Raw genomic sequence first — 23531 nt, forward strand, 5'->3', positions numbered from 1 at the left:
TTATTCGCACCTTCCTTAGCGTAATTCCACAATCAGCCCTTCCAGCCATTCGGCAAACACCCTCACCTTATGCGACAAATGACGGTGCGGGTAAAGCAGCGATAGTCTGCGTGATGGGGATGGAAAATCGGGTAAAACCTCGACCAACTGACCACTATCGATATAAGGCTGTAAGAAGAAGTTCATTCCCTGTAATAAGCCGAGTCCGGCAATGCCTGCCGCAATATATACTTCGGAGTTATCGAGAATGAGTTTACCTGGAATAGATATCTCCTCTATTCCGGCTGCATGCTGAAAATACCACGGCATGACCTGTCGACTGTTGCTGTTAATCCAGTTAACCCCCTGGTGATGCTGTAAATCCTCAAGTGTTTGCGGCATACCGTGCTGCGCAATATAGGCTGGGCTGGCGCAGGTTGTTATTTTAATATTGCCAAGCGGTCTGGCAACATAATCCCCATCATCCAGTGCCCCCATCCTTAATACGCAATCGAGCCCGTCGCGGAGCATATCTCGCCGCACATCTGAGCTACTTAAAATAATATCCAGATCGGGATGGTCCTGATAAAACGCCGGCAATTTTGGAACCACAATTTGGCGGGCGAACGCAATGGGCATATCAATACGCAGCTGGCCATGAAGCGGTCGCTCGGGCGCGAACGAGTCCAGTAAATCATCCGCCTGCGCCAGCAATGGCTTACTGCGACGATAAAATTCTTCCCCTTCCGAGGTCAGATTGATACGCCGCGTGGTGCGCTGAAGCAAACGAACGCCGCTTTCTTGCTCTAGCTGCTGCAGCGCTTTTGTCACCGCAGGGCGATGAATCTGCAGATTTTCCGCAGCCTGAGTAAAGCTGCCCGAATCAACAATTTCAATAAAAATTTTAATGTTTTCAAATAGATTCATTTGCATAACGCAATGCCAGCGACATAACGGACAACATTATTATCTATTTAATAATAGTGAAGAATAATTTTCACTATTTTTCCAAACAATCAGGTGGCCTACACTGCCCGCATTCCAGCATATCCCTGCTTGTAACAAGGAAATAACATTATGAAAACCAACCGTATTTGTCAGATTCTGGGTATCGAAAAACCGGTGATTCAAGGGCCATTATCATGGCTGACCGACGCGCGTCTGGTGGCGGCCGTAAGTAACGCTGGCGGGCTGGGCGTTTTGGGGCCGAATGCCGGGTTAACCGCGCAAACCGCCGTCTCTACCCCAGAGGCCACCGCTGAGAAAATGCGTGAAGAGATCCGTAAAACGAAAAAACTGACCGAAAAACCCTTTGGCGTAAACCTGATCCCCACGCCGGAGAATGATATCTGGACCCCGCCTATTCTTAAGGTCATTAAAGAAGAAGGAGTCCACGCGGTGGTGTATACCGGATATGGCGAGGGTGCCATTATTCCGGCGCTGTTTGACGAACTTAAAGCTGCGGGGATTGCCATTATCTACCGCGATATCAACCCCACGCCGGAAAACACCCGTGAAGCAGAACGCGCGGGGGCCGATATTATTGTCGCCACCGGATTTGATGAAGGCGGCACGCTGCCGGGTAACGTGCTGGGCACCTTCTCTATTGTGCCGATGATTGCCGACGCGGTGGAGAATGCCCCTGTGCTCGCGGCCGGCGGGATTGTTGATAAACGCACTGCCCGCGCGGCTCATGCGCTGGGCGCAGAGGGTGTATTCGCGGGTTCAGTGTTTATTAGTACTGAAGAAAGCCGCGTACCGCTGTCAATCAAAGAGAAAATCGTCGCCGCAAATGGGTTGGATCTGAACCTGTTCCGTACCCTGCCTGACTTTTATCGTTCTTTACCGGGCAAGCTGACGAGCAAACTGGTGGAGATGGATAAAGCGGGTGCCAGCAAAGAAGAGATTGGCAACGCGATGGGTGGCCTACGCGGACTGCGACTTGGTATGCTGGAAGGCAATACCGATGAAGGCTATATCTCGCTGGGCACCGGGATCGGCAGCATCAAAACCATTACCCCGGTAGCTGATGTCGTTGAACAGTTAACCGCGTAAAACAATGGGTAGCATCAGGCTACCCATTTTTCTCCAGTCTCAGCTTAAACCGCGCGGATTACCTAGCGATGGCTGAACACCAGTCGCAGCGCAAACAGCATAAAGACTCCGCCGGTAACTTGATCCATTCCCCTCACAAACCGTGGCTTACGTAAAACGCGTGAGGCATAGCGTGTTGCCAGGATAAGCGTTAAAGACCATAAAGTTCCGATAGCAACATGAATGGCCACCAACAGAAAGGTCCAAATAACCGGTGAATGTCCGGCGGGAATAAATTGCGGTAAGAATGAAACGTAAAACACGCCCATTTTAGGATTAAGTACATTACTCAACATTCCGCGAACAAATCCACTCTCTGGGCGTCGCCCTTCAGACGGCAGATTTGCAGCGGTTTGCCGTGGCCTCAGCAGCAGCTGTATTCCCAACCAGAACAGATAACAGGCCCCGCACCATTTGAGAATATCGTACAGTAACGCCGATGTCGCCAGCACCGCACCCAGCCCAAAAGCTACCAATGCGCCCCAGATAAAGCAGCCGGTATCAATTCCCAAGGCGGCCTGAAAAGCTTTTTTCCCACCCTCGGCCGTTGAGGTTCGTAGGATGAGAGCGGTATCAAGCCCTGGAGTCAGCGTAAGGAGTAAGGCGGCAAAAGAAAAAGCGAGAAGTGAATCGGCAACAGACATTTTCGAACTCCGAAAGCGTGGATGCTATTGCAGAATTAACATGAACGCAACAAAAAGTATGGAGCTCCGCATAGACGGATTGGCTCCGCATATCTTTCCGGCCAATTCCCTGCTGTTTCGCAGAGAAACCTCACGCATAGGTGACGTTGTCACTTAAAAGTCATTGCTCCTGGTCGTTCTCGTCCTCAGGAATCAGCATAATCATCTTTAATGCCCGGTTGCTGGTGAGCTGCCAGCTTAATTGGCGATACAGCAAATCGCCTTTCACGGCATGATGGAATAAGCGTTCGCCCCCTTCCCGCACAATCACCTGCTGCTGCGACCAGAATTCGCGAAAGTCACGGCTGCTTTCGTTCATCTGCTGCACAAATGCATTCAACACCGTATCGTTTGGATAATGAATAGCATCAGCACGCAGCTCGGCCACAATGCGCCTGGCGCGGGCTTCCCAGTTATCGACCAGCTTACGCGCCAGCGGATGCTGGAACATAAAACTCATCATATTAGGAGCCTCGTCAATATCCAGCCAACCGGCAAATAACGCCTCGGCACCTTTATTCCATGCCAACACCTGCCAGGTGAGATCGAGCAGATAGCAGGGTTGCGAGACGCAGTTAACCGTTGCCAGAATCGTGGGTTCAACGGCCGGAACCCGCTCGTTCAGCGGGTCGCTCTTGTGTGCCAGCAAAAACAGATACTCGCGCTCCGCCGGTGTCAGTTGTAATGCACTGGCGATCCCCGATAGGGTCTGTGCCGACACGGTAATATCGCGTCCCTGCTCAAGCCAGGTATACCAGGTGGTACTGATAGCGCTCATCTGCGCGACTTCCTCGCGACGTAACCCTTTGGTTCTGCGCCGCGAAATTATCGGGATCCCTAGCCTTTCCGGCGAGGTATTCTCCCGTTTCACACGTAAAAAAGCACCCAGTGCTTCTGGCCCAGTCAGCCCCGATTTGTCCATGGTAGTAACTCTATATACCAGTATAAATGGCCATATTGTACCCGTATTAATACCATCGTATAGTCCGCCTTAACAACACAATAACAACAGAGGAAGACAGGTATGAGCAACCATCATGAAGCATTAGTGAAGTCGCAGTTCAGCGGTCAGGCAACGGCCTATTTACAGAGCAGCGTTCACGCTCAGGGCGCAGATTTACGCCGGTTGAGCGAATGGTTAGCTGACGATAATTCAGCCGAATTATTGGATGTGGGCTGCGGCGCCGGGCATGCCAGTTTTACCGCCGCACCGTTAGTTGCAGCAGTCACCGCATATGACCTGTCGGAAGGTATGCTGGCGGTGGTTTCTCAGGAAGCGGAAAAGCGCGGCTTTAGCAATATCCGTTGTGCACAGGGGCCCGCTGAAGTGCTGCCGTTTGCCGACAACAGCTTTGATATCGTTATCAGCCGTTACTCCGCGCACCACTGGCACGATATTCAGGCGGCGTTGATGGAAATCCGTCGCGTCCTGAAACCCGGCGGCCGCTTTATCATGATGGACATCGCCTCACCGGGCAAAGCGATGCTCGATGTCTGGTTGCAAACCGTTGAAATGCTGCGCGATCCTTCACATATCCATAACTATTCACAGGGACAGTGGCTGGCCATGGTCAACAATCGCGGGATGGTGGTGGAAAAACTGGTCGGCGATAAACTGCCGCTGGAATTCTCCTCCTGGGTTGCCCGCATGAAAACGCCGGAAAATATCATCGAGGCAATTCGCTATCTGCAAACTAAAGTCTCGGACGATGTCCGGACGCATTTCGCGATTGGCGAGGATGGCAGTTTCGTGAGCGATACCATTATGTTCCAGGCGCGCTAACCGCCCGATAAAGTGACGCCGGGATAGCCCGGCGTCTGTCATCTATCGTATAGCGTTAAGGTCGACAGATAGGTTAAGGTGGCGAAATAGTCAGCAGTTGGCGGCTTTTTTGTGCCCTTACCCCCAATTTGTCACCATCATGTTAATGGTTGCTCTATAATCTTGCGCGCTGCAGTTTCTGCCAGCCCGTCGCCGGGTCTGGAATGAAGACAACGGAGTTACGTAAGATGTTATCAGGTCATAAAAATCGTTCCCTGTATATCCCCTATGCGGGGCCGGTACTGTTGGAATTCCCTCTGCTTAATAAAGGCAGTGCGTTCAGCATGGAAGAACGCAGCAATTTCAACCTACTCGGGCTATTGCCTGAAGTGGTTGAAACTATTGAAGAACAGGCCGAGCGCGCCTGGATCCAGTATCAGGGATTTAAAACTGAGATCGATAAACATATCTACCTGCGCAATATCCAGGATACCAACGAAACGCTGTTCTATCGTCTGGTGGAAAACCACCTCGATGAGATGATGCCGGTCATCTACACCCCGACCGTTGGCGCAGCCTGCGAGCGTTTCTCTGAGATTTACCGTCGCGCGCGCGGCGTGTTTATCTCTTACCAGAATCGTCACAACATGGACGATATTCTGCAAAACGTGCCAAACCATAATATCAAAGTGATTGTGGTCACCGATGGCGAGCGTATTCTCGGCCTGGGCGACCAGGGCATCGGCGGCATGGGTATTCCAATCGGTAAACTGTCGCTGTACACCGCCTGTGGCGGTATTAGCCCGGCGTACACCCTGCCGGTGGTTCTTGATGTGGGCACCAACAACCAGCAGTTGCTGAACGATCCACTGTACATGGGCTGCCGTAACCCGCGTATCAGCGATGACGAGTACTATCAGTTTGTTGATGACTTCATTCAGGCGGTAAAACACCGCTGGCCGAACGTGCTGCTGCAGTTCGAAGACTTCGCGCAGAAAAACGCGATGCCGCTGCTAAACCGCTACCGCGATGAAATCTGCTGCTTTAACGATGACATTCAGGGAACCGCCGCGGTCACCGTCGGCACGCTGATTGCCGCCAGCCGCGCCGCAGGCAGCCAGCTTTGCGAGCAGAAAATCGTCTTCCTCGGTGCCGGTTCCGCCGGCTGCGGTATCGCCGAGCAGATAGTCCTGCAGATGCAGCGCGAGGGATTGAGCGAAGAACAGGCGCGCGGCCGCGTCTTTATGGTCGACCGTTTCGGCCTGCTGACCGACCAGATGCCGAACCTCCTCGCTTTCCAGAGTAAACTGGCGCAAAAACAGGAAAAAATTCAGGACTGGACGCATGAGAATGACGAAATCTCCCTGCTGGATGTCATTCGCAATGCGAAACCCGATATCCTGATCGGCGTTTCCGGCCAAACCGGGCTGTTCACTGAAGAGATCATTCGTGAAATGCATGCGCATTGCCCGCGCCCTATCGTTATGCCGCTGTCGAACCCGACGTCACGCGTAGAGGCGACGCCTCAGGACATCATCAGTTGGACAGATGGCCAGGCGCTGGTTGCTACCGGTAGCCCGTTTGCCCCAGTGGTCTGGAAAGACGCGGTTTATCCTATTGCCCAGTGTAATAACTCCTACATCTTCCCTGGCATTGGTTTGGGTGTGATGGCCTCCGGAGCGTCACGCATTACCGACGAAATGCTAATGTCGGCGAGCGAAACGCTGGCGAAGCACTCGCCGCTGGCCAACACCGGTGAAGGCCTGGTGCTGCCAGAACTGAAGGATATTCACAAGGTTTCCCGAGCGATTGCCTTTGCCGTTGGCAAAATGGCCCAGCAGCAAGGTGTGGCGACGAATACCTCCGCCGATGCGCTGCAGGAAGCGATTGATGAGAACTTCTGGCAGCCGGAATACCGCAGCTACCGTCGTACCTCTATCTAATTCTTCCCTAGCCCGTTTGCGTGGCCGTGATGGCACATGAACGGGCTAATTAACCTTACCGCGCACCTTGTTTCAGACCGGTAATTTTATAATCAATATAATGTATGTTGTAACTAATTATTTATTCACTGGCGTAATATTATTCGCAACGCTACACTATTTTCACTCTTCAACCTGAACCTAAAATAAGGAGGCTAATTATGCTGTATTGTGAAAATTTTAATATTTCACATACCCTTGGTGATCGCACCAGCTCAAGCGTTATCGATAGCGTGCTGCGATAACTTCGGCTTGAGCGAAGACACCAACTCTTAATCCCTTCCCTCGGGCTTACCAGGTTATCGTCAGCGATGTTTGACGAGGCATTCTCATGCCTGTAACTCTTGAGTAAGCAAATGAGCACATTACTAACGGCACAATCTCTTCACGTTGAGACGGCGTTCGGCCCTCTTTTCACCCAACTCTCCTTTACCCTAAAAAAAGGCGACCGCATTGGCCTGATTGGCTATAACGGCTGCGGAAAAAGTACCCTGTTACAGGTACTCGACGGCACGATTGCGCCCTCTGCAGGACTAGTCTCACTCGCCAGCCATTGTTTAATGGCGCGGGTGGAACAGCATTTACCCGTGTCCTTGCTAAATCAGTCACTCATCGATGCCGTCCTTGCACAGCTTCCCGTCTCTGCGCGTGAAAGCCAGCGTTGGCAGGCAGAACGGCTATTGCTGGAGATGGGTTTTATCAGCCCGCAGATTGAACAAACTGCATCAACGCTAAGCGGCGGACAGCATACGCGTCTCTTGCTTGCGCGCGCGCTGATCTTACAGCCGGATTTACTGCTGCTGGATGAACCCGGCAACCACCTCGACCTGCCTACGCTGCTCTGGCTGGAAAGCTTCCTGACTCACTGGAGCGGTAGCTTCGTGCTGGTCTCTCATGATAATCCGCTGCTGGATGCGGTAACGAATACCAGTTGGATCCTGCGCGACAACAGCCTGCACGCCTTCGCACTGCCCTGCACTGCCGCCCGGCAAGCGCTAGAGGCGCAGGACGAAAGCGACGCGCTACGTCATAAAGCGGAACAAAAAGAGATCGACCGCGTCACCGCCAGTGCCAAACGGCTGGCCACCTGGGGACGGGTGTATGACAACGAAGATCTGTCGCGTAAAGCCAAGCAAATGGAAAAGCAGGTGACGCGGCTCAAAGAAAGCCAGACCGAACTCACCCAAGGCACGCCGTGGACCCTGGCATTGCATGGCGATGTGCTTCGCGCCGACAGACTGCTGGAAATGGAGCAACTGCCGGTCCCGCCGGCGCCAGGCTTAGCACCGCTGTTCACTACCGGTATTTCACGACTGCAAAGCGGTGACCGGGTGGCAATTATGGGTCGTAACGGCGGAGGGAAATCGTCGCTATTACGTCTGTTGTGGCGGCAGATGCAGCAGGAAACGCCGGACGAAGGGCTGCGGCTTCACCCGCGCCTGCATGCCGGTTATTACGACCAAACGCTGCATCAGTTAGCCGATAACGCCACCCTGCTCGACGCACTGGAAGACTTCGAACCCGCGGCAGAAACACGCAAACGGGCACTGATTTCCGCCGGTTTTGGCTGGGCGCGGCATGGACAAAAAGTCAGTACGCTAAGCGGCGGCGAGCGTTCGCGTCTGCTATTTGTCGGGCTTTCACTGGCTCGCTACAGCCTACTATTGCTTGATGAACCGACCAACCATCTGGATATGGACGGCAAAGAAGCGCTGGCACAGACACTGTGTGATTATCCGGGCGGATTGCTGTTGGTCAGCCACGACCGCCAGCTCATTAGCCAAAGCTGCAATCACTTCTGGCTGATTGATGAGCACGGGCTCAGCGAATGGCCAGATGCCGACGCGGTCTACGAGCAGCTCAGAAATAGCGATCGGCTGGAACCCACTCACCCGCCGGTTATCGGGAGTGCGGCGGTTACGCTTAACGATGACGAACTGCTGGAACGGTTGGTCATGCTGGAGCAGCGGCTGGAGGAAGATCTGGCGCGTAAACCCAAACACCAGAAACCCCAACTCCAGCAACAATGGCAGGAGGAAATTATGCAGATTCATCAGTTAATCGGTTAGCACCAGTCCAGAACGAGGCGGCCCGGTTAACGCCACGTCACAATATATGCTTCAAGGGTAGCCCAATTAGGCGGGCTACCCTGTTAGGGGTCTACACCGAGCCACCGCTATTTCGGTCATGCTAGTTCATCTGCGGTGCTAAGTGTTTAAACCATAATCCTAGGTTTATCTTATACGGGGTCAGTTTGGATATCGAAAATTATTGTACGTTAAGGCTGATTTTTGACCTGTAACTCATCTGTCAGATTACAAACCAGATCGTCACCATCGACTGTGCGCTGGTGCTTCAGCTCAGTAAAATATCCGTCAGCCAGATACAAAACCCGGTCTGCAGAGGCAATGGTTTCCGGGCGATGGGCTATCAGCAGAACAGGTAGCCCCACTGGCGTAGCGTCTGGCTTATCTGGATTTCACTCTCAACATCAAGGTGGCTGGTCGCTTCGTCCAGTACCCCATGCAGCTCAACCAGCAAAATACCATTGCAGTGAGTGTCCATCAGTAAGCGACCCAGCTCAGAGCGATCAAGTTTTGTCCCACTGATGTTCCCCCGATAGTAGCTGGCTATTTTATGTCCTCGCTCCTGAACAAACTGCTCCAGCATCTCTTTTGCCCGATTGGCGAACTGATCTTCCGTCGATAGATATGTTGGTATTGACCTGTCTATTACTTCATAGTTGATACTTCACTTCTGGAGGTTGGGTATGTTTCGAATATCAGAGGTTGCCGCCATTGTAGGCCTATCTCGCACAGCGCTGCTTTACTACGAAAAGCTCGGGATTATTAAAAGCACCAGGCTCCCTAATGGCTATAGGACCTACAGCGAAAAAGATGTTCAGAGGCTACAGTTAGTCATCCATCTGCATGCTGCTGGCCTGACTCTCAAGGAGTGCCTGGTATGTATAAATGTGAAAAGTGATAAGCGACTTTTAACCGCAAGGTTGAAACAACTCGAAGATGACATAGCCCTAAAATTACGGGCTAAAACGTTACTGGAGTCTATGTTAGGTGTTTCAGAAGAACGGACATGGCATCAAGAGTTGGAAAAAATATCGCCAGATGTGCATTTGCAGTGGCTCAATACGCAGGGTATTAATGAAAAAGAGGCCCTAAGAATTCGCAACCTTTCAAGAAATATTCATGGACATGATTCATATATGTCTGACTTTAATGAAATATTTCTCGATCTCATTCGCCTTGGACCTGGCTCTGAAACCGATACGTTAAAAGCGTTAAGCATGGTTCCAGATAAGCCAGAAAACATTCTTGAGATTGGTTGTGGACGTGGGATAGCAACGCGTATTTTAGCGTCAAATACACAGGCTAGCATTACAGCGCTAGATAATGAACCACGATATTTGAATGCGTTATATGACCTGCGTCACCGCGTGAATCTGTGCTGTGCCAGTATGACAGCACTTCCTTTTACCTGTGGCATATTTGATCTTATTTGGGCAGAAGGTAGTGCCTACATAATGGGATTCAATAATGCATTACTGTCATGGAAAAGGTATCTGAGAGACGGTGGATATTTGGTCATCAGTGAAATAGTCTGGTTAAGTAATACACCTGGCGAACGCGCCAGTATTTTCTGGTCGAAAAATTATCCAGCGATGTTAAGCGTTGCACAAAATAAGATGCTGATTAAAAAGGCAGGTTACGATCTAATCTCAAGTTTCGAAATGAGTAAAGAAGCCTGGGAGCTTTATCTTGTCCCGCTGAGCAAAAGAGTTGAACTTTTAAAACGTAAACTTAACCACTCCATGGCCTGGCAGGACCTTAAAAGCGAATTAGATATCCATGATGCCTGTCTTGGTGAGTATGGATATCAATTTTTTATTATACAAAAGAGACAATAAAATGATCATCAGAGAAGAAAAGAAGCAAGATATAAACCAGATAGAAGAGTTAACTTTATTGGCGTTTACGGGACACCCTCATCATGAACCGGGGTCCCCACCAACTGAGCATATGATTGTCAAAAAATTACGTGATGCAAAAGCCATGACATTATCATTGGTTGCGGAGGATGACAGCGGAATCATTGGTCATCTTTCCTATTCACCCGTAAAAATAGATGGAATGGCAACCCGCTGGCATGCTCTGGCACCGGTCTCCGTTTCGCCTTCGATGCAGAGGCAGGGAATTGGCAGTAAAATGATAGAACAATCTATTTTGCTGCTAAAAGAAAAAGATATTGACGGCCTTGTTGTTTTGGGTGCCCCAGAATATTACTCATGCTTTGGTTTTCATCATAACCATCATTTTATTGTTGAAGGTGTTCCTGCTGAATATTTCCTGGCACAATCACTGAATAATATTAATCAATTGCCCTCTGGGGTCATTACATTTCATAACGCTTTCGAATAAATCTCATTATTTCTAATTTGATAAAATGAAAATTTAACGCATGTAATCTTCAAAATAGGACATTTTCACCAGGGGCGCTAGCTGGTCAACAACCAGCAATATCTGCCCCTGCGGTTTGAGGTCAGATATCAGCGGCCTGATTTCGGCGGTGCCAATGTTGAACCCATTAATGTTACAGATGATTGCAATCGAATAGATGTTGAGCGCTTAGTGGCTCTTTTATGAACGCTTAGCGCTATCAGCCTGAAAACCCACCAGATTATTCCCCCCTCCCACCTTGCAATTTCACCATTAATGACTAATCATTAATGAGTATTATTATCAAATACATATCAACCAGGAGTAAGGTTATGAAGGCTGCTGTTGTCACTCAGGATCATCAGGTAAACGTCACCGATAAAAAGCTGCGCCCGCTGCAGCACGGTGAAGCCCTGTTAAAAATGGAGTGTTGTGGTGTCTGTCACACCGATCTGCACGTGAAAAACGGCGATTTCGGTGACAAGACCGGGGTTATCCTCGGCCACGAAGGCGTCGGCATCGTTAAGGAAATTGGCCCGGGCGTAACCTCACTGAAAGTTGGCGACCGCGCAAGCGTAGCATGGTTCTTCCAGGGCTGCGGCCACTGCGAATACTGCAACAGCGGTAATGAAACCCTGTGCCGTTCAGTCATCAACGCCGGCTACACCGCCGATGGCGGGATGGCTGAAGAGTGCATCGTCACCGCTGACTATTCGGTCAAAGTTCCCGATGGTCTCGATTCTGCCGCCGCCAGTAGCATCACCTGCGCGGGCGTGACCACCTATAAAGCAGTGAAAATCTCCAACATCAAACCAGGCCAGTGGATTGCCATTTACGGCCTGGGTGGTCTGGGCAACCTCGCGCTGCAATACGCGAAAAACGTCTTTAATGCCAAAGTTATCGCGCTGGACGTCAACGATGCGCAGCTGAAGCTGGCGCAGGAAATGGGTGCCGATCTGGTGATCAACTCCCGTAGCGAAGATGCCGCGAAGATCGTGCAGGAAAAAACCGGTGGCGCCCACGCGGCCGTCGTGACGGCCGTGGCGAAAGCCGCGTTTAACTCCGCCGTTGACGCCGTTCGCGCCGGTGGCCGCGTGGTCGCCGTTGGCCTGCCGCCGGAATCCATGAGCCTGGACATTCCACGTCTGGTACTGGATGGGATTGAAGTGGTAGGTTCACTGGTCGGTACGCGTCAGGATCTGACCGAAGCGTTCCAGTTTGCCGCCGAAGGCAAAGTAGTGCCGAAAGTGACGATGCGTCCGCTGGAAGACATCAACGCTATCTTTAAAGAGATGGAACAAGGCCAGATCCGTGGCCGTATGGTGATTGATTTACGCCATTAATGCTCTATGCCTCTCCCGCCTGGGAGAGGCTATTTCCCGCTATCATCCACCAGCCAAAACCAGCTGACGCTGCTGATACCGCGCATAGATAAGTAATGACGTCATCGCCAGGAACGACAGTGCTGCGGCCGGCAAGGCGACGGTATTCCAGCCAAAATTCAGCGTAATCATCAGCCCGCCGAAGAACGCGCCAATCGCGCTCCCGAGGTTAAAAGCAATCTGTCCACCCGCCGCCCCGAGCATCTCTCCGCCCTTCGTATTTTGCAGCAGCAGTATTTGCAGCGGTGCCGACAGCGCAAAAAGCCCGGCACAGCAGATAAACGCCAGCGTCAGCGACGCAATCTTCATCCCGCCGAGCAGGAAAATCAGCAGCAGCGCCGCGACAATCACGCCATCGGTGGTGGCCGCAATCCGCAGCGGACTGTAGCGGCCAGAGAGCTTACCGCTGAGAATATTGCCGAGTACCATCCCCAGCCCCGCCAGCATCATGATGAACATGATGGCCCCTTCGGAGAAACCGGAAACGTTCATCATAAACGGCTTAATATAGCTAAACCACGCAAACACCCCGGCGTTACCGAACATGGTGGCGGCAAAAATCAGCCACGGCGCCGGGCTTTTCAGGAAATGAAACTGTTCGCGCAGACGAGCATCGGATTTGTCAAACAGGGTCGGCACCCAGGCAATGATCGCCACCAGCACCGCGGCGTCAAACAGCGCAATCGCCAGAAACGTATAGCGCCAGCTAAACTGATGCCCAAGCCAGGTTCCGGCGGGAACCCCTACCAGATTAGCGACCGTCATCCCGGCAATCATCCCGGCTACCGCCGCCGTCACCCTACCCGGTGGCGCGATCTTCGACAGAATAATGGCGCCGACGCCAAAAAACGCCCCGTGCGGAAAACCGGAGATGAGTCGGCCAATGGCCAGCATCACGTAGCTTGAAGAGACGGTGAAAACGATATTGCCAACAATACACAGCGCCGCCAGCAGCAGCATGATTGACTTCAGCGAGTAGCGCGTGGAAAACAACGCAATAATCGGCGCGCCAATCACCACGCCAAAGGCATACCAGGAGATCATATTCCCCGCAGCGGGGATCGAAATACCGACATCATGCGCCAGTTCAGGGAGGACGCCCATAATGCCAAACTCAGCCATTCCCAGACCAAAAGTGCCCAGTGCCAATGCGAAAATTGTCTTTTTCATCCCTCTAATCACTTGTTTATGTTGCCTTTGCGGGACGGCATTATTGACCATTCGCTGAGCACAGACCAGCCAAAATCACCCAACGATGGGATAATCCATGAAAACAGCGCAAATGATTCATACCAAGGCGAATGTTGGCTCAAGTGTTTGTCCGTAGCTTATACCGCCCCCGATCAAGCGTCATTGCGGCGCTTGATGCACTGCTCTCCAATACCTGGCTTTCACTTCTCACACAAACAAAAAAGAGCGATTTAACGCCCCCCCCAGGGAACATTAAACCGCTCTCGCTTATTCAGAAAGAGAACTTACTTCAGCCCTTCCGAATTTTCTTTCTTCGCTTCAAGGCGTTCAACGTCACGATACCAGCGCGGATGGTGCTTCTGCGCCCAGCGACGACTGACCTTGCCTTCAATCATCCCTTTAATCGACCCTTTTACCCAGAAGGCCATATACATATGGATAAGGATCGCGTGGATCAGAATGATAGCCGTAGTCGCATGAATCAGCAGCGCATAACGCACCATCTGAATCGGGAAGTACTGCGCAAAGTACGGACGCCAGATAATCACCCCGCTCACCAGCAGCACGAAAATCATGCTCATGATGGTCCAGAACATCATCTTCTGCCCAGCGTTATATTTCCCAACCCGGGCGACCTTATGTTCGTTGCCTTTCAGCACTTCGACAATCCCCAGCACCCACGGAATATCCTGCTTATCCGGAATGTTGTGGTGCACAAAGCGGGCGAACATAAACATCAGCACGACGAAAATCAGCACACCAAAGAACGGGTGCAGAATACGCCCCATCTGCGGTGTACCGAAGGTTTCGGTCAGCCACTGCAGCGTTGGGAAGAAGAAGGAAATCCCCGAGACCGCCACCAGGAAGAAGCAAATCACCACCGTCCAGTGACAGGCACGATCGATAAACTTCGTGCGCACAATCATTTTCGACTTACTCATGGCCATCTTCCTCCTCGTCATCATCCACTTCTTTGTTCGGGCCAATACCAATGTAGTGATAGATAAGCCCGGCAAAGGTGGCGATAAAGCCGGCGGCGGACAGCGGTTTCAGCGCCCCTTTCCACAGATTGATACTGGTATCAATCGACGGATCTTTCGGCAGCTTGTGATACAGCTCCGGCTGGTCCGCATGATGCAGAACATACATCACGTGCGTCCCACCCACGCCCTGCGGATTGTAAATTCCCGCCTGCGGGTAGCCGCGTTTCTTGAGCTTATCCACGCGTTCCTGCGCCACGTCCAGCATCTCTTTCTTGGTGCCAAAGTGAATAGCGCCGGTTGGACAGGTTTTCACACAGGCCGGTTCCTGACCGACGCTAACACGGTCAACGCACAGGGTGCATTTATACACGCGGTTATCCTCTTTATTGAGGCGCGGAATATTAAATGGACACCCGGCGATGCAGTAACCGCAGCCGATACAGTTATCCTGCTGGAAATCGACGATCCCGTTAGCGTACTGAATAATCGCACCCGCCGATGGACAGGCCTTCAGGCAGCCAGGATCCTCACAGTGCATACAGCCGTCTTTACGAATCAGCCACTCCAGCTTGCCGTTCTGTTCGGTTTCGCTAAAACGCATCACCGTCCAGGATTTAGCGCTCAGATCGGCAGGGTTATCGTAAACCCCCACGCAATGCCCCACCTCGTCGCGGATATCATTCCACTCAGAGCAGGCCACCTGGCAGGCTTTACAGCCCACGCAGGAGGAGACATCAATCAGCTTGGCTACTTCTTCTTTGTAGTCCCGCGCACGAGGCGCGGGAGTCATTGAGTTGGTCGCAGAGCGTTTGATAATGTCTTGTGTTTCCATCGCCATATAAACGCTCCTTACGCTTTCTCGATGTTAACCAGGAACGCCTTATATTCCGGCGTTTGCGAGTTGGAATCGCCGACGTTAGGCGTCAGGGTATTGGCGATATAGCCCTTACGTGCCGCGCCTTCGTAGCCCCAGTGCAGCGGGATACCGACGGTTTCCACCTGTTGGCCGTTGACGTTGAGCGTCTGCAGACGACGAGTCACTACCGCCACTGCGCGAATAAAGCCGCGCTGACTGCTGACCGTCACCTTGTCACCATTAGCGATACCTTTGGCCTTCGCCAGCCCTTCGCTGATTTCCACGAACTGTTCCGGCTGCGCAATCGCATTCAGACGCGCGTGTTTAGTCCAGGTATGGAAATGCTCGGTCAGACGATACGTCGTCCCCACGTACGGGAACTTATCTTTCTTACCAAGGCGCACCGCATCTTCTTCATACAGGCGCACAACCGGGCTTGAGATAACGTTCGGGTGCAGCGGGTTAGTGCCCAGCGGTGTCTCCATCGGCTCGTAGTGTTCCGGGAACGGCCCTTCCGCCAGCTTATCGATGGCAAACAGACGGCCGAGACCTTCCGGTTGCATGATAAACGGCATCGTCGCGCTGCCCGGAGGCGCGGTATTAAAGTCCGGGATATCGTTACCCGTCCATTTGCTCCCGTTCCACTTGATCAGCATCCGTTTCGGATCCCACGGCTTACCGTTCACATCCGCAGAGGCGCGGTTGTACAGTACGCGACGGTTCAGCGGCCACGCCCATGCCCAACCCAACGTATTCCCCAGACCGGATGGGTCAGAGTTATCGCGGTTAGCCATCTGGTTACCCTGCTCAGTCCAGCTACCGGCATAAATCCAGCACGAGGATGAGGTCGTCCCGTCGTCACGCAGCAGCGCAAAGCTATTAAGCAGCTGGCCTTTTTTCGCCACCAGTACGCCGTTCGCATCATAGATATCCGCCAGCGCGTAGCCGTTGCTCTCTTTGGCCACCTCTTCGGATTCCGGATGATCCGGCTGTTTGTAGTGCCAGCCCATGCTCAGCAGCGGTTCAACGCCCTTACCGCCTTCTTCGCGATACATCTCGCGTAGACGATGATAAATACCGGCCAGAATCTCGCCGTCATTACGCGCTTCGCCCGGGGCATCCTGACCTTTCCAGTGCCACTGCAGCCAGCGGCCGGAGTTGGCAATTGAGCCATCTTCTTCAGCAAAACAGGTCGACGGCAGACGGAAGACCTCGGTCTGGATCGTCGATGGGTCGACATCGTTCGATTCGCCGTGGTTCTGCCAGAAAGTTGACGTTTCGGTAACCAGCGGATCGATAACCACCATGTATTTCAGCTTGCTTAAGCTGCGAACCACCTTGTTCTTATCCGGGAACGACGCGACCGGGTTAAAGCCCTGGCAGATATAACCGGTGACTTTGCCGTTATCCATCATGTTGAAGTACTTGATAACGTCGTAGGCCTGATCCCATTTCGGCAACCAGTTAAAGCCCCAGTCGTTATCTTTACTTGCAGCATCGCCATAGAACGACTTCATCAGGCTGACGTAGAACTTCGGATAGTTGCTCCAGTAGTTCACCTGGTCAGCCAGCGTCGCTTTCGGTGTATTCGCGGCCAGATAGGTTTGCAGATCGGTCTGCTTATCCGACGGCAGCGTCAGATAGCCCGGCAGGCTGGTCGACAGCAGGCCTAAGTCGGTTAACCCCTGAATGTTGGAGTGCCCGCGCAGGGCGTTCACGCCGCCACCGGCCATACCCATATTGCCCAGCAGCAGCTGGATCATCGCCATGGTACGGATGTTCTGCGCGCCGACGGTATGCTGAGTCCAGCCCAGTGCATACAGGAAAGTAGTGGTCCGATCCGCCGCGCTGGTCGAGGCCAGCACTTCGCACACTTTCAGGAAGTCCGCTTTTGGTGTACCGCAGATATTTTCCACCACGTCCGGCGTATAGCGAGAAACGTGCTCTTTGAGCAGATTCCACACGCAGCGCGGATGCGTCAGAGTTTCATCGCGTTTGGCGTAGCCGTTTTCGTCGAACTGATAGTTCCACGACGATTTGTCGTACTGACGTTTGTCGGCATCGTAACCGCTGAACAGGCCGTCTTCGAAGGTAAAGTCATCGCGCACCAACAGATTGGCGTTGGTGTAATGCTTCACGTATTCGGCGTTGATCTTATTGTTTTCGATAAGATACAGCAGGACGCCCGACAGGAAGGTAATGTCGGTACCGGAACGAATTGGCGCATAGATATCGGCCACCGACGCCGTACGCGTAAAGCGCGGGTCGACGACGATAAGCGTCGCATCGTTATTATTCTTCGCTTCCATCGCCCAGCGGAATCCCACTGGATGGGCTTCAGCGGCGTTACCGCCCATCACCATCACGACGTTGGCGTTTTTGATATCAACCCAGTGGTTGGTCATCGCACCGCGACCAAATGTTGGAGCAAGACTTGCTACCGTTGGTCCGTGTCAGACGCGCGCCTGGTTGTCTACCGCCAGCATGCCAAGCGAGCGCACAAACTTCTGCGTCAACATGCCGGTCTCATTACTTGCCGCCGATGCACACAGCATCCCGGTGGAGAGCCAGCGGTTAACCGTCACGCCCTGCTCGTTCTTCTCAATAAAGTTGGCATCGCGGTCGGCCTTCATCAATTTTGCGATGCGATCGAAGGCTTCATTCCACGAGATACGCTGCCATTTATCCGAGCCAGGGGCGCGATATTCAGGGTAACGCAGGCGAGTTTCGCTGTTCACGTAGTCCAGCAGGCCCGCGCCTTTCGGACAAAGTGCGCCACGGCTTACTGGATGATCCGGGTCGCCTTCAATATGGTAAATGGCTTCACGGGTATTTTTTGCTCCATCGCCCAGGCTATACATTAATAGCCCACAACCCACGGAGCAGTATGTACAGGTATTACGAACTTCTTTGGCGCGCAGTAATTTGAAATTACGCGCCTGAGCCAGCGCTATTTTCGGGGCAAAGCCCAGCGCCGCTGCCGTCGTCCCAGCCATACCGCCCGCGCAGATTTTAAAAAACTTTCTGCGGCTGACGTCCATTGTTTTCCTCATTATCAGGTGAACTTGCCGGCCAAGCTAACAGCAATACCCCTGAATTTTTTGCGTCAAATCAATGTCGAAAACCGATCCCCCCTTAATAGTCAGCGATAGCGATTTTAATTAATACTTAAGGGTTATAGGCTGCGGAAAAATATCACCGACTGAGGAGAAAAAATGCTATAACCGCAGACTTCGTTGGTTAAAGCATCAGGTCGGGCATGGATAAGAAAAGAGCGACGCTCATTGGATTTAGCGCCATTATTTTGTGGAGTACGATGGTGGGGCTGATTCGCGGCGTAAGCGAAGGACTTGGCCCGGTAGGCGGTGCGGCAATGATCTACAGCCTGAGCGGTCTGCTGCTGATATTTACCGTCGGCTTCCCACAGTTACGCCAAATCCCTCCGCGCTATTTGCTGGTCGGCAGCCTGTTTTTTGTCAGCTACGAAATGTGCCTGGCGCTCTCTTTAGGCTATGCCGGTACCCGCCAACAGGCGATTGAAGTCGGCATGGTGAATTATCTCTGGCCCAGCCTGACGATTTTATTTGCGATTATCTTTAATGGTCAAAAAACAACCTGGTTGGTCATCCCGGGATTATTACTGTCGATAGTGGGTGTCACCTGGGTATTAGGCGGCGAACACGGGCTGGATATTGCGGAAATAAGCAGCAATGTTATCTCCAGCCCGCTGAGTTATATTCTGGCATTCGTGGGTGCGTTTATCTGGGCAGCCTACTGTACGGTCACCGCGAAGTATGCCAAAGGTAAAAACGGCATCACCCTCTTTGTGTTATTGACGGCGCTAAGCCTGTGGGTGAAATTCCTGATGAGCGAACAGCCGCCGATGATCTTTAGCTGGCCGGTGGTAATTAAGCTTGTGACCTGCGCCATGTCATTAGGATTTGCTTACGCTGCATGGAACGTAGGTATTCTTCACGGGAACGTCAGCCTGCTGGCTGCCGCCTCTTACTTTACGCCGGTATTGTCGTCGGCGCTGGCGGCATTCCTGTTAAGCGCCGCGCTCTCGTGGTCATTCTGGCAAGATGCGGCGATGGTCTGCGGTGGTTCACTGCTGTGTTGGTACGCCACCCGGCGTCCCTAAACGTCATCGGGCGCAAGCTTGCGCCTGCGCCCAACATGATATCCAATCAATACCCTAACACCGTCCACGTAAGTAAAGTGATTAGGGGAAACGCCGGGATTTGGTTCCCGGAGGGACACCAAACCCGGTGGTCGTCCCGGGTATCTCAATCTTAAACTCGGCGTGTTAGGCAACATCAGACTTATACCGGATTCGGTACTTTAGCCAGCCCGCGCCAAATCCCGCCTGCCAACAGCAGCAGTAAAACACCCGCCGTGCCCAGCGCCACGCTGTGGGCGCTAATAAACGCCGTTTGTGCCGCTTCAACCAATGCCTGCGCCGGAATAACCGGCAGCGACTGCGCCAATTGACGATGCCGCGCGGGTAGCGGATTCGCTATCCAGATTCTGTGGTAACACAATCGCCGCGCCGTAGCTGCGGGTCAGAATCAGGCCAAACAGCGCAATCCCCAACCCGGCACCCAGCTCATAGGCCATGGTTTCGATAGCCCCTGCTGCCGCCGCTTTCTCTTTCGGTGCCGCCGCCATAATCGCCGACGTTGACGCTAACAGCGCGCTCGCGGCGCTAAAGCCCAGCAGCGCCATCAGCCCCCATGCCTGCCACTGTTGGGTGCTGAAATCCGTGACCGACAGGCCGAGGAAACTAAATGCGCTCAGCAGCATGCCACCGGTCGCGACCTGCCGCAGTCCCAGTCGTGAAACCAGTATCCCAGCAATTGGGCCGCTGAAACCGCTGGCAACCATCACCGGCAGCATAAACATCCCCGCCTCAAACGGCGTTTTCTGATGCACAAACTGCAGTTCCTGCGCCATCAGCAGTTCAAAGCCCACCAGCGTGACCAGCGCCGTCATGGCCATCACCACGCCGCTGAGGATGATGCGATGGGTAAAGAGACGCATATCAATCATCGGGCGAGTCGCCGCCAGCTGTTGGCGAACAAACGTCACCAGCAGTAGCAGACCGACCAGCGCCACCGATGCGGTGATCCACGGAGCTAATTGCCCTTTCAGCGCCGCTTTGGCGCTATACACCAGCATCAAAATGGCGGCGATCAGCATCAGTGCCTGAGTCAGGTTCAGCGGCTGCTCGCGGCGCGCCGGTTGCCGTGGAACCAGGCGCGCACTGCACACCATCACCACCAGCACAATCGGCACGTTAATCAGGAATACCGATCCCCAGTAGAAGTGCTCCAGCAGCAGGCCGCCCACCAGCGGGCCAAACGCCGCACCGCCGGAACCTACCGCTGCCCACAGCCCCAGCGCCATATTGCGATGTTTAGCTTCAGCGAAGGTGCTACGGATCCCCGCCAGCGTCGCCGGCACAATCATTGCGGCCCCGACCGCCAGCAGCGAGCGGGATGCAATAAGCGCCAGCGCGGTGGGTGAAAACGCCGCCGCCAGCGAAGCGACGCCAAATATCCCGCTGCCGAGCAGCAGCAAGCGTTTAAAACCAATTTTATCGCCGAGCGCACCCATCGGCAGTACCATCCCGGCCATCACTAATGAATAAATATCAATGATCCACAGCAGCTCATTGCCGCTGGTTCCCAGCGCGACGCTGAGCGTCGGTGCCGCTACGTGCAGCACGGTTGCGTCAATCGCCACCGGGATATAGACCATCAAAATTGCCATAAGCGTTAACCATTGGCGTGACATAGTTCCTTTCCTCATTTCATTTATGTTGGACACTTGTCCAGGAAAAGGATCCTGCCGGATTGTTGAACGCATGTCCAATTTTTTGTTATTCTCAGTTAAACCCCACTTAAACAAAGAAAAATGAACTATTTAACTCGGGATGAACGGCGGGAAGTGATCCTAAAAGCGGCGATGCAGGTGGCGCTCAGCGGCGGCTTTACGGCAATGACCGTTCGCCATATCGCGACTATTGCCGGTGTCGCCAGCGGTCAGGTGCATCATCACTTCACCTCTATTGGCGAACTTAAAGCGCTGGCCTTCGTGCGGCTCATTCGCGAAATGCTCGATATGCCGCTGGTCCCTGACGATGCGAACTGGCAGGAACGGCTGTTTGCGATGGTCGGCAGCGATGATGGCCGGCTTGAGCCCTACATTCGCCTGTGGCGTGAAGCGCAGCTGCTGGCCGACAGCGATGCCGATATTAAGGGCGCGTACCTGTTAACGATGGACATGTGGCACAAAGAAACCGTCGCGCTCATTTTGCAAGGAACCGAGGCCAATGAATTCCGACCGATTGATAATGCAGACAATATTGCCTGGCGATTAATTGCCTTAGTTTGTGGCTTAGATGGAATATATGCGCTAGGGATGAACGAAATTAATGATGAAACCTTCACTCGCTATATACAACATTATATTACGCTAGAGCTCAATCCCGTTTAATTTACATTTAGTAACAATTAACAACGTTTTATTCACGGCGCGTTTTCTTACAACGCGCTTTTTTTATCTATTCTTCAACGATAAAGAGATAAAACGGCCTGGCGACAATAATCTCCCTCTACCTACTTCGCTGTTTTTCCTTTATTTCTTTTTTATGACGTTTCTTTCGAGGGTATTATGGCAAATAATGAGAAAGAGAATCATTACCTTTTAAAAGGCTGGAAACCTGAAAACTCAGCCTTCTGGGAAAATAAAGGAAAATCAATTGCAAGAAGAAACCTGTGGATATCCGTTGCCTGTTTATTACTCGCCTTCTGCGTCTGGATGTTATTTAGTGCAGTTGCGGTAAATCTCAATAAAGTCGGATTTAATTTCACCACTGACCAACTATTTTTATTAACCGCATTACCTTCTCTTTCCGGTGCGATATTACGCGTACCCTACTCCTTTATGGTACCTATGATCGGCGGCCGTCGCTGGACGGTTATCAGCACCATTATCCTTGTCGTTCCGTGCATTTGGCTGGGAGTCGCCATTCAAAATACCGCTACTCCGTACTGGGTATTTATTACCATCGCGCTGCTGTGCGGTTTTGCCGGCGCTAACTTCGCTTCCAGCATGGGCAATATCAGTTTCTTCTTCCCGAAAGCCAAACAGGGCAGCGCCCTTGGCATCAACGGTGGCCTTGGTAACCTCGGCGTCAGCGTGATGCAAATGGTCGCCCCGGCGGTCATTTTCCTGCCGATGTTTACCTTTATCGGTATTCACGGCGTGGCTCAGGAAGACGGCTCAACCCTGTCACTCAGCAATGCCGCCATCATTTGGGTACCGCTGCTGATTATCGCAACGCTCGCCGCCTGGTTTGGCATGAACGATATTGCCAGCTCGAAAGCGTCGGTGCGCGATCAGCTACCGGTGCTTAAGCGCCCGCATATGTGGCTGCTGAGTCTGCTTTATCTGGCCACCTTTGGCTCGTTTATCGGTTTCTCCGCCGGGTTTGCCATGCTGGCGAAAACCCAGTTCCCGGACGTCAACATCCTGAAACTGGCGTTCTTCGGGCCATTTATCGGCGCGCTGGCGCGTTCGTTTGGCGGGGTCATTTCTGACCGTCTGGGCGGCGTCAAGGTCACGCTGGTGAACTTCATTCTGATGGCGTTATTTAGCGGCCTGCTGTTCCTCACCCTACCGGGCAGCGGCTCCGGCAGCTTCGTCGCCTTCTACGTGGTGTTTATGGGGCTGTTCCTCACCGCCGGTCTGGGCAGCGGCTCGACCTTCCAGATGATTGCGGTGATCTTCCGCCAAATCACCATCGACAGCGTGAAAAAGCGCGGCGGCAGCGATGAAGAGGCGCAGCACGAAGCGGTCACCGATACCGCGGCGGCGCTCGGCTTTATCTCGGCCATCGGCGCTGTCGGCGGCTTTTTCATTCCCAAAGCGTTCGGCACCTCTTTAGCCATGACCGGTTCGCCGGTTGGCGCCATGAAAGTGTTCTTTGTCTTCTACGTCGTTTGCGTGCTGGTGACCTGGCTGGTCTACGGCCGCCGTAAGCCGACAACCAAATAAATAGAACGATTCCCTACGTCATGAACGTTGTAGGACGGCAGCAAAGCAACGCCTCACCCGCGATGGACAACCGTCTGCTGCGGGTGAGGCATCTGCAACGTCAA

General features: G+C 52.8%; 17 protein-coding genes and 2 pseudogenes. 10 read left to right on the forward strand and 9 right to left on the reverse strand.

The genetic code is table 11. The features are described 5' to 3' along the window. Window positions 1-15: 15 nt before the first annotated feature. Complete coding sequence (locus LZ634_RS18085) at window positions 16-906, reverse strand: LysR family transcriptional regulator (protein WP_234507768.1); 891 nt, start codon at window positions 904-906, stop codon at window positions 16-18. Window positions 907-1056: 150 nt separating this feature from the next. Here LZ634_RS18085 and LZ634_RS18090 point away from each other — a divergent pair, with 150 nt between their 5' ends. Next, window positions 1057-2034 carry an NAD(P)H-dependent flavin oxidoreductase gene (locus LZ634_RS18090; protein WP_234507678.1) on the forward strand — a complete coding sequence of 326 codons (978 nt, stop codon included), beginning with the start codon at window positions 1057-1059 and terminating at the stop codon, window positions 2032-2034. Window positions 2035-2096: 62 nt separating this feature from the next. Here the strand turns inward: LZ634_RS18090 and LZ634_RS18095 are convergent, their stop codons facing one another. After that, window positions 2097-2717: a LysE family translocator gene (locus LZ634_RS18095; RefSeq protein ID WP_234507680.1), complete on the reverse strand. Its 621-nt coding sequence runs from the start codon at window positions 2715-2717 to the stop codon at window positions 2097-2099. A gap of 160 nt (window positions 2718-2877) precedes the next feature. Continuing rightward, entirely contained in the window at window positions 2878-3678 is an 801-nt protein-coding gene (locus LZ634_RS18100) for a helix-turn-helix transcriptional regulator (RefSeq protein WP_234507681.1), read from the reverse strand. A 102-nt stretch (window positions 3679-3780) separates the two neighbouring features. On the opposite strand from LZ634_RS18100, the gene LZ634_RS18105 reads away from it, so the two are divergent. From LZ634_RS18105 to LZ634_RS18115, 3 genes are all read left to right on the forward strand, one after another. Continuing rightward, entirely contained in the window at window positions 3781-4539 is a 759-nt protein-coding gene (locus tag LZ634_RS18105) for a class I SAM-dependent methyltransferase (RefSeq protein WP_234507683.1), read from the forward strand. 227 nt (window positions 4540-4766) lie between these two features. After that, on the forward strand, window positions 4767-6461 hold the full coding sequence (locus tag LZ634_RS18110; RefSeq protein ID WP_234507685.1) for an NAD-dependent malic enzyme: 1695 nt from the start codon (window positions 4767-4769) through the stop codon (window positions 6459-6461). Between the two features lie 395 nt (window positions 6462-6856). Then, entirely contained in the window at window positions 6857-8569 is a 1713-nt protein-coding gene (locus tag LZ634_RS18115) for an ATP-binding cassette domain-containing protein (RefSeq protein ID WP_234507687.1), read from the forward strand. 460 nt (window positions 8570-9029) lie between these two features. On the opposite strand, the pseudogene LZ634_RS18125 reads toward LZ634_RS18115, so the two are convergent. Next, a pseudogene (locus LZ634_RS18125) lies at window positions 9030-9170 on the reverse strand (resolvase); the annotation flags it as partial. Window positions 9171-9270: 100 nt separating this feature from the next. Between LZ634_RS18125 and LZ634_RS18130 the strand changes: the two are divergent. The 3 genes from LZ634_RS18130 to adhP all read left to right on the forward strand — a co-directional run bounded on the left by LZ634_RS18130 (window position 9271) and on the right by adhP (window position 12297). Beyond that, window positions 9271-10425, forward strand: a complete 1155-nt coding sequence (locus LZ634_RS18130; protein ID WP_234507689.1) for a MerR family transcriptional regulator — start codon at window positions 9271-9273, stop codon at window positions 10423-10425. 1 nt (window position 10426) lies between these two features. Continuing rightward, window positions 10427-10936, forward strand: coding sequence for a GNAT family N-acetyltransferase (locus tag LZ634_RS18135; RefSeq protein WP_234507691.1), 510 nt, complete (start codon window positions 10427-10429; stop codon window positions 10934-10936). Between the two features lie 350 nt (window positions 10937-11286). Next, window positions 11287-12297, forward strand: a complete 1011-nt coding sequence (gene adhP, locus LZ634_RS18140; RefSeq protein WP_234507693.1) for an alcohol dehydrogenase AdhP — start codon at window positions 11287-11289, stop codon at window positions 12295-12297. Window positions 12298-12339: 42 nt separating this feature from the next. Here adhP and araJ read toward each other — a convergent pair whose 3' ends face one another. The 4 genes from araJ to fdnG form a co-directional block, all read right to left on the reverse strand. After that, window positions 12340-13506, reverse strand: a complete 1167-nt coding sequence (araJ, locus tag LZ634_RS18145) for an MFS transporter AraJ (RefSeq protein ID WP_234507696.1) — start codon at window positions 13504-13506, stop codon at window positions 12340-12342. Between the two features lie 305 nt (window positions 13507-13811). After that, complete coding sequence (fdnI, locus tag LZ634_RS18150) at window positions 13812-14468, reverse strand: formate dehydrogenase-N subunit gamma (protein WP_234507698.1); 657 nt, start codon at window positions 14466-14468, stop codon at window positions 13812-13814. Next, window positions 14461-15348, reverse strand: coding sequence for a formate dehydrogenase subunit beta (gene fdxH / locus LZ634_RS18155; RefSeq protein ID WP_172729164.1), 888 nt, complete (start codon window positions 15346-15348; stop codon window positions 14461-14463). The genes fdnI and fdxH overlap by 8 nt, the downstream gene beginning before the upstream one ends. 11 nt (window positions 15349-15359) lie before the next feature. Next, window positions 15360-18407 carry a formate dehydrogenase-N subunit alpha gene (fdnG, locus tag LZ634_RS18160; RefSeq protein ID WP_234507700.1) on the reverse strand — a complete coding sequence of 1016 codons (3048 nt, stop codon included), beginning with the start codon at window positions 18405-18407 and terminating at the stop codon, window positions 15360-15362. A gap of 218 nt (window positions 18408-18625) precedes the next feature. Between fdnG and yddG the strand changes: the two genes are divergently transcribed. Continuing rightward, complete coding sequence (yddG, locus tag LZ634_RS18165; protein WP_234507702.1) at window positions 18626-19507, forward strand: aromatic amino acid DMT transporter YddG; 882 nt, start codon at window positions 18626-18628, stop codon at window positions 19505-19507. Window positions 19508-19688: 181 nt separating this feature from the next. On the opposite strand, the pseudogene LZ634_RS18170 reads toward yddG, so the two are convergent. Next, window positions 19689-21162: pseudogene (locus LZ634_RS18170) on the reverse strand (MFS transporter). Between the two features lie 120 nt (window positions 21163-21282). Here LZ634_RS18170 and LZ634_RS18175 point away from each other — a divergent pair. Beyond that, window positions 21283-21864 (forward strand): TetR family transcriptional regulator, encoded by a 582-nt coding sequence (locus tag LZ634_RS18175; RefSeq protein ID WP_234507704.1) that lies wholly within the window; start codon window positions 21283-21285, stop codon window positions 21862-21864. A 177-nt stretch (window positions 21865-22041) separates the two neighbouring features. Further along, on the forward strand, window positions 22042-23427 hold the full coding sequence (locus LZ634_RS18180) for a NarK family nitrate/nitrite MFS transporter (protein ID WP_265179001.1): 1386 nt from the start codon (window positions 22042-22044) through the stop codon (window positions 23425-23427). The last annotated feature ends 104 nt before the right edge of the window (window positions 23428-23531 follow it).

This window comes from Kluyvera intermedia (assembly GCF_021440345.1).
Lineage (GTDB): Bacteria > Pseudomonadota > Gammaproteobacteria > Enterobacterales > Enterobacteriaceae > Kluyvera > Kluyvera intermedia_A.

What these genes read in the sequence shown, in the direction of transcription:
- LZ634_RS18085 (WP_234507768.1), bottom strand. Translation starts at nt 906, where the DNA reads ATGAATCTATTTGAAAACATTAAAATTTTTATTGAAATTGTTGATTCG.
- LZ634_RS18090 (WP_234507678.1), top strand. Translation starts at nt 1,057, where the DNA reads ATGAAAACCAACCGTATTTGTCAGATTCTGGGTATCGAAAAACCGGTG.
- LZ634_RS18095 (WP_234507680.1), bottom strand. Translation starts at nt 2,717, where the DNA reads ATGTCTGTTGCCGATTCACTTCTCGCTTTTTCTTTTGCCGCCTTACTC.
- LZ634_RS18100 (WP_234507681.1), bottom strand. Translation starts at nt 3,678, where the DNA reads ATGGACAAATCGGGGCTGACTGGGCCAGAAGCACTGGGTGCTTTTTTA.
- LZ634_RS18105 (WP_234507683.1), top strand. Translation starts at nt 3,781, where the DNA reads ATGAGCAACCATCATGAAGCATTAGTGAAGTCGCAGTTCAGCGGTCAG.
- LZ634_RS18110 (WP_234507685.1), top strand. Translation starts at nt 4,767, where the DNA reads ATGTTATCAGGTCATAAAAATCGTTCCCTGTATATCCCCTATGCGGGG.
- LZ634_RS18115 (WP_234507687.1), top strand. Translation starts at nt 6,857, where the DNA reads ATGAGCACATTACTAACGGCACAATCTCTTCACGTTGAGACGGCGTTC.
- LZ634_RS18130 (WP_234507689.1), top strand. Translation starts at nt 9,271, where the DNA reads ATGTTTCGAATATCAGAGGTTGCCGCCATTGTAGGCCTATCTCGCACA.
- LZ634_RS18135 (WP_234507691.1), top strand. Translation starts at nt 10,427, where the DNA reads ATGATCATCAGAGAAGAAAAGAAGCAAGATATAAACCAGATAGAAGAG.
- adhP (WP_234507693.1), top strand. Translation starts at nt 11,287, where the DNA reads ATGAAGGCTGCTGTTGTCACTCAGGATCATCAGGTAAACGTCACCGAT.
- araJ (WP_234507696.1), bottom strand. Translation starts at nt 13,506, where the DNA reads ATGAAAAAGACAATTTTCGCATTGGCACTGGGCACTTTTGGTCTGGGA.
- fdnI (WP_234507698.1), bottom strand. Translation starts at nt 14,468, where the DNA reads ATGAGTAAGTCGAAAATGATTGTGCGCACGAAGTTTATCGATCGTGCC.
- fdxH (WP_172729164.1), bottom strand. Translation starts at nt 15,348, where the DNA reads ATGGCGATGGAAACACAAGACATTATCAAACGCTCTGCGACCAACTCA.
- yddG (WP_234507702.1), top strand. Translation starts at nt 18,626, where the DNA reads ATGGATAAGAAAAGAGCGACGCTCATTGGATTTAGCGCCATTATTTTG.
- LZ634_RS18175 (WP_234507704.1), top strand. Translation starts at nt 21,283, where the DNA reads ATGAACTATTTAACTCGGGATGAACGGCGGGAAGTGATCCTAAAAGCG.
- LZ634_RS18180 (WP_265179001.1), top strand. Translation starts at nt 22,042, where the DNA reads ATGGCAAATAATGAGAAAGAGAATCATTACCTTTTAAAAGGCTGGAAA.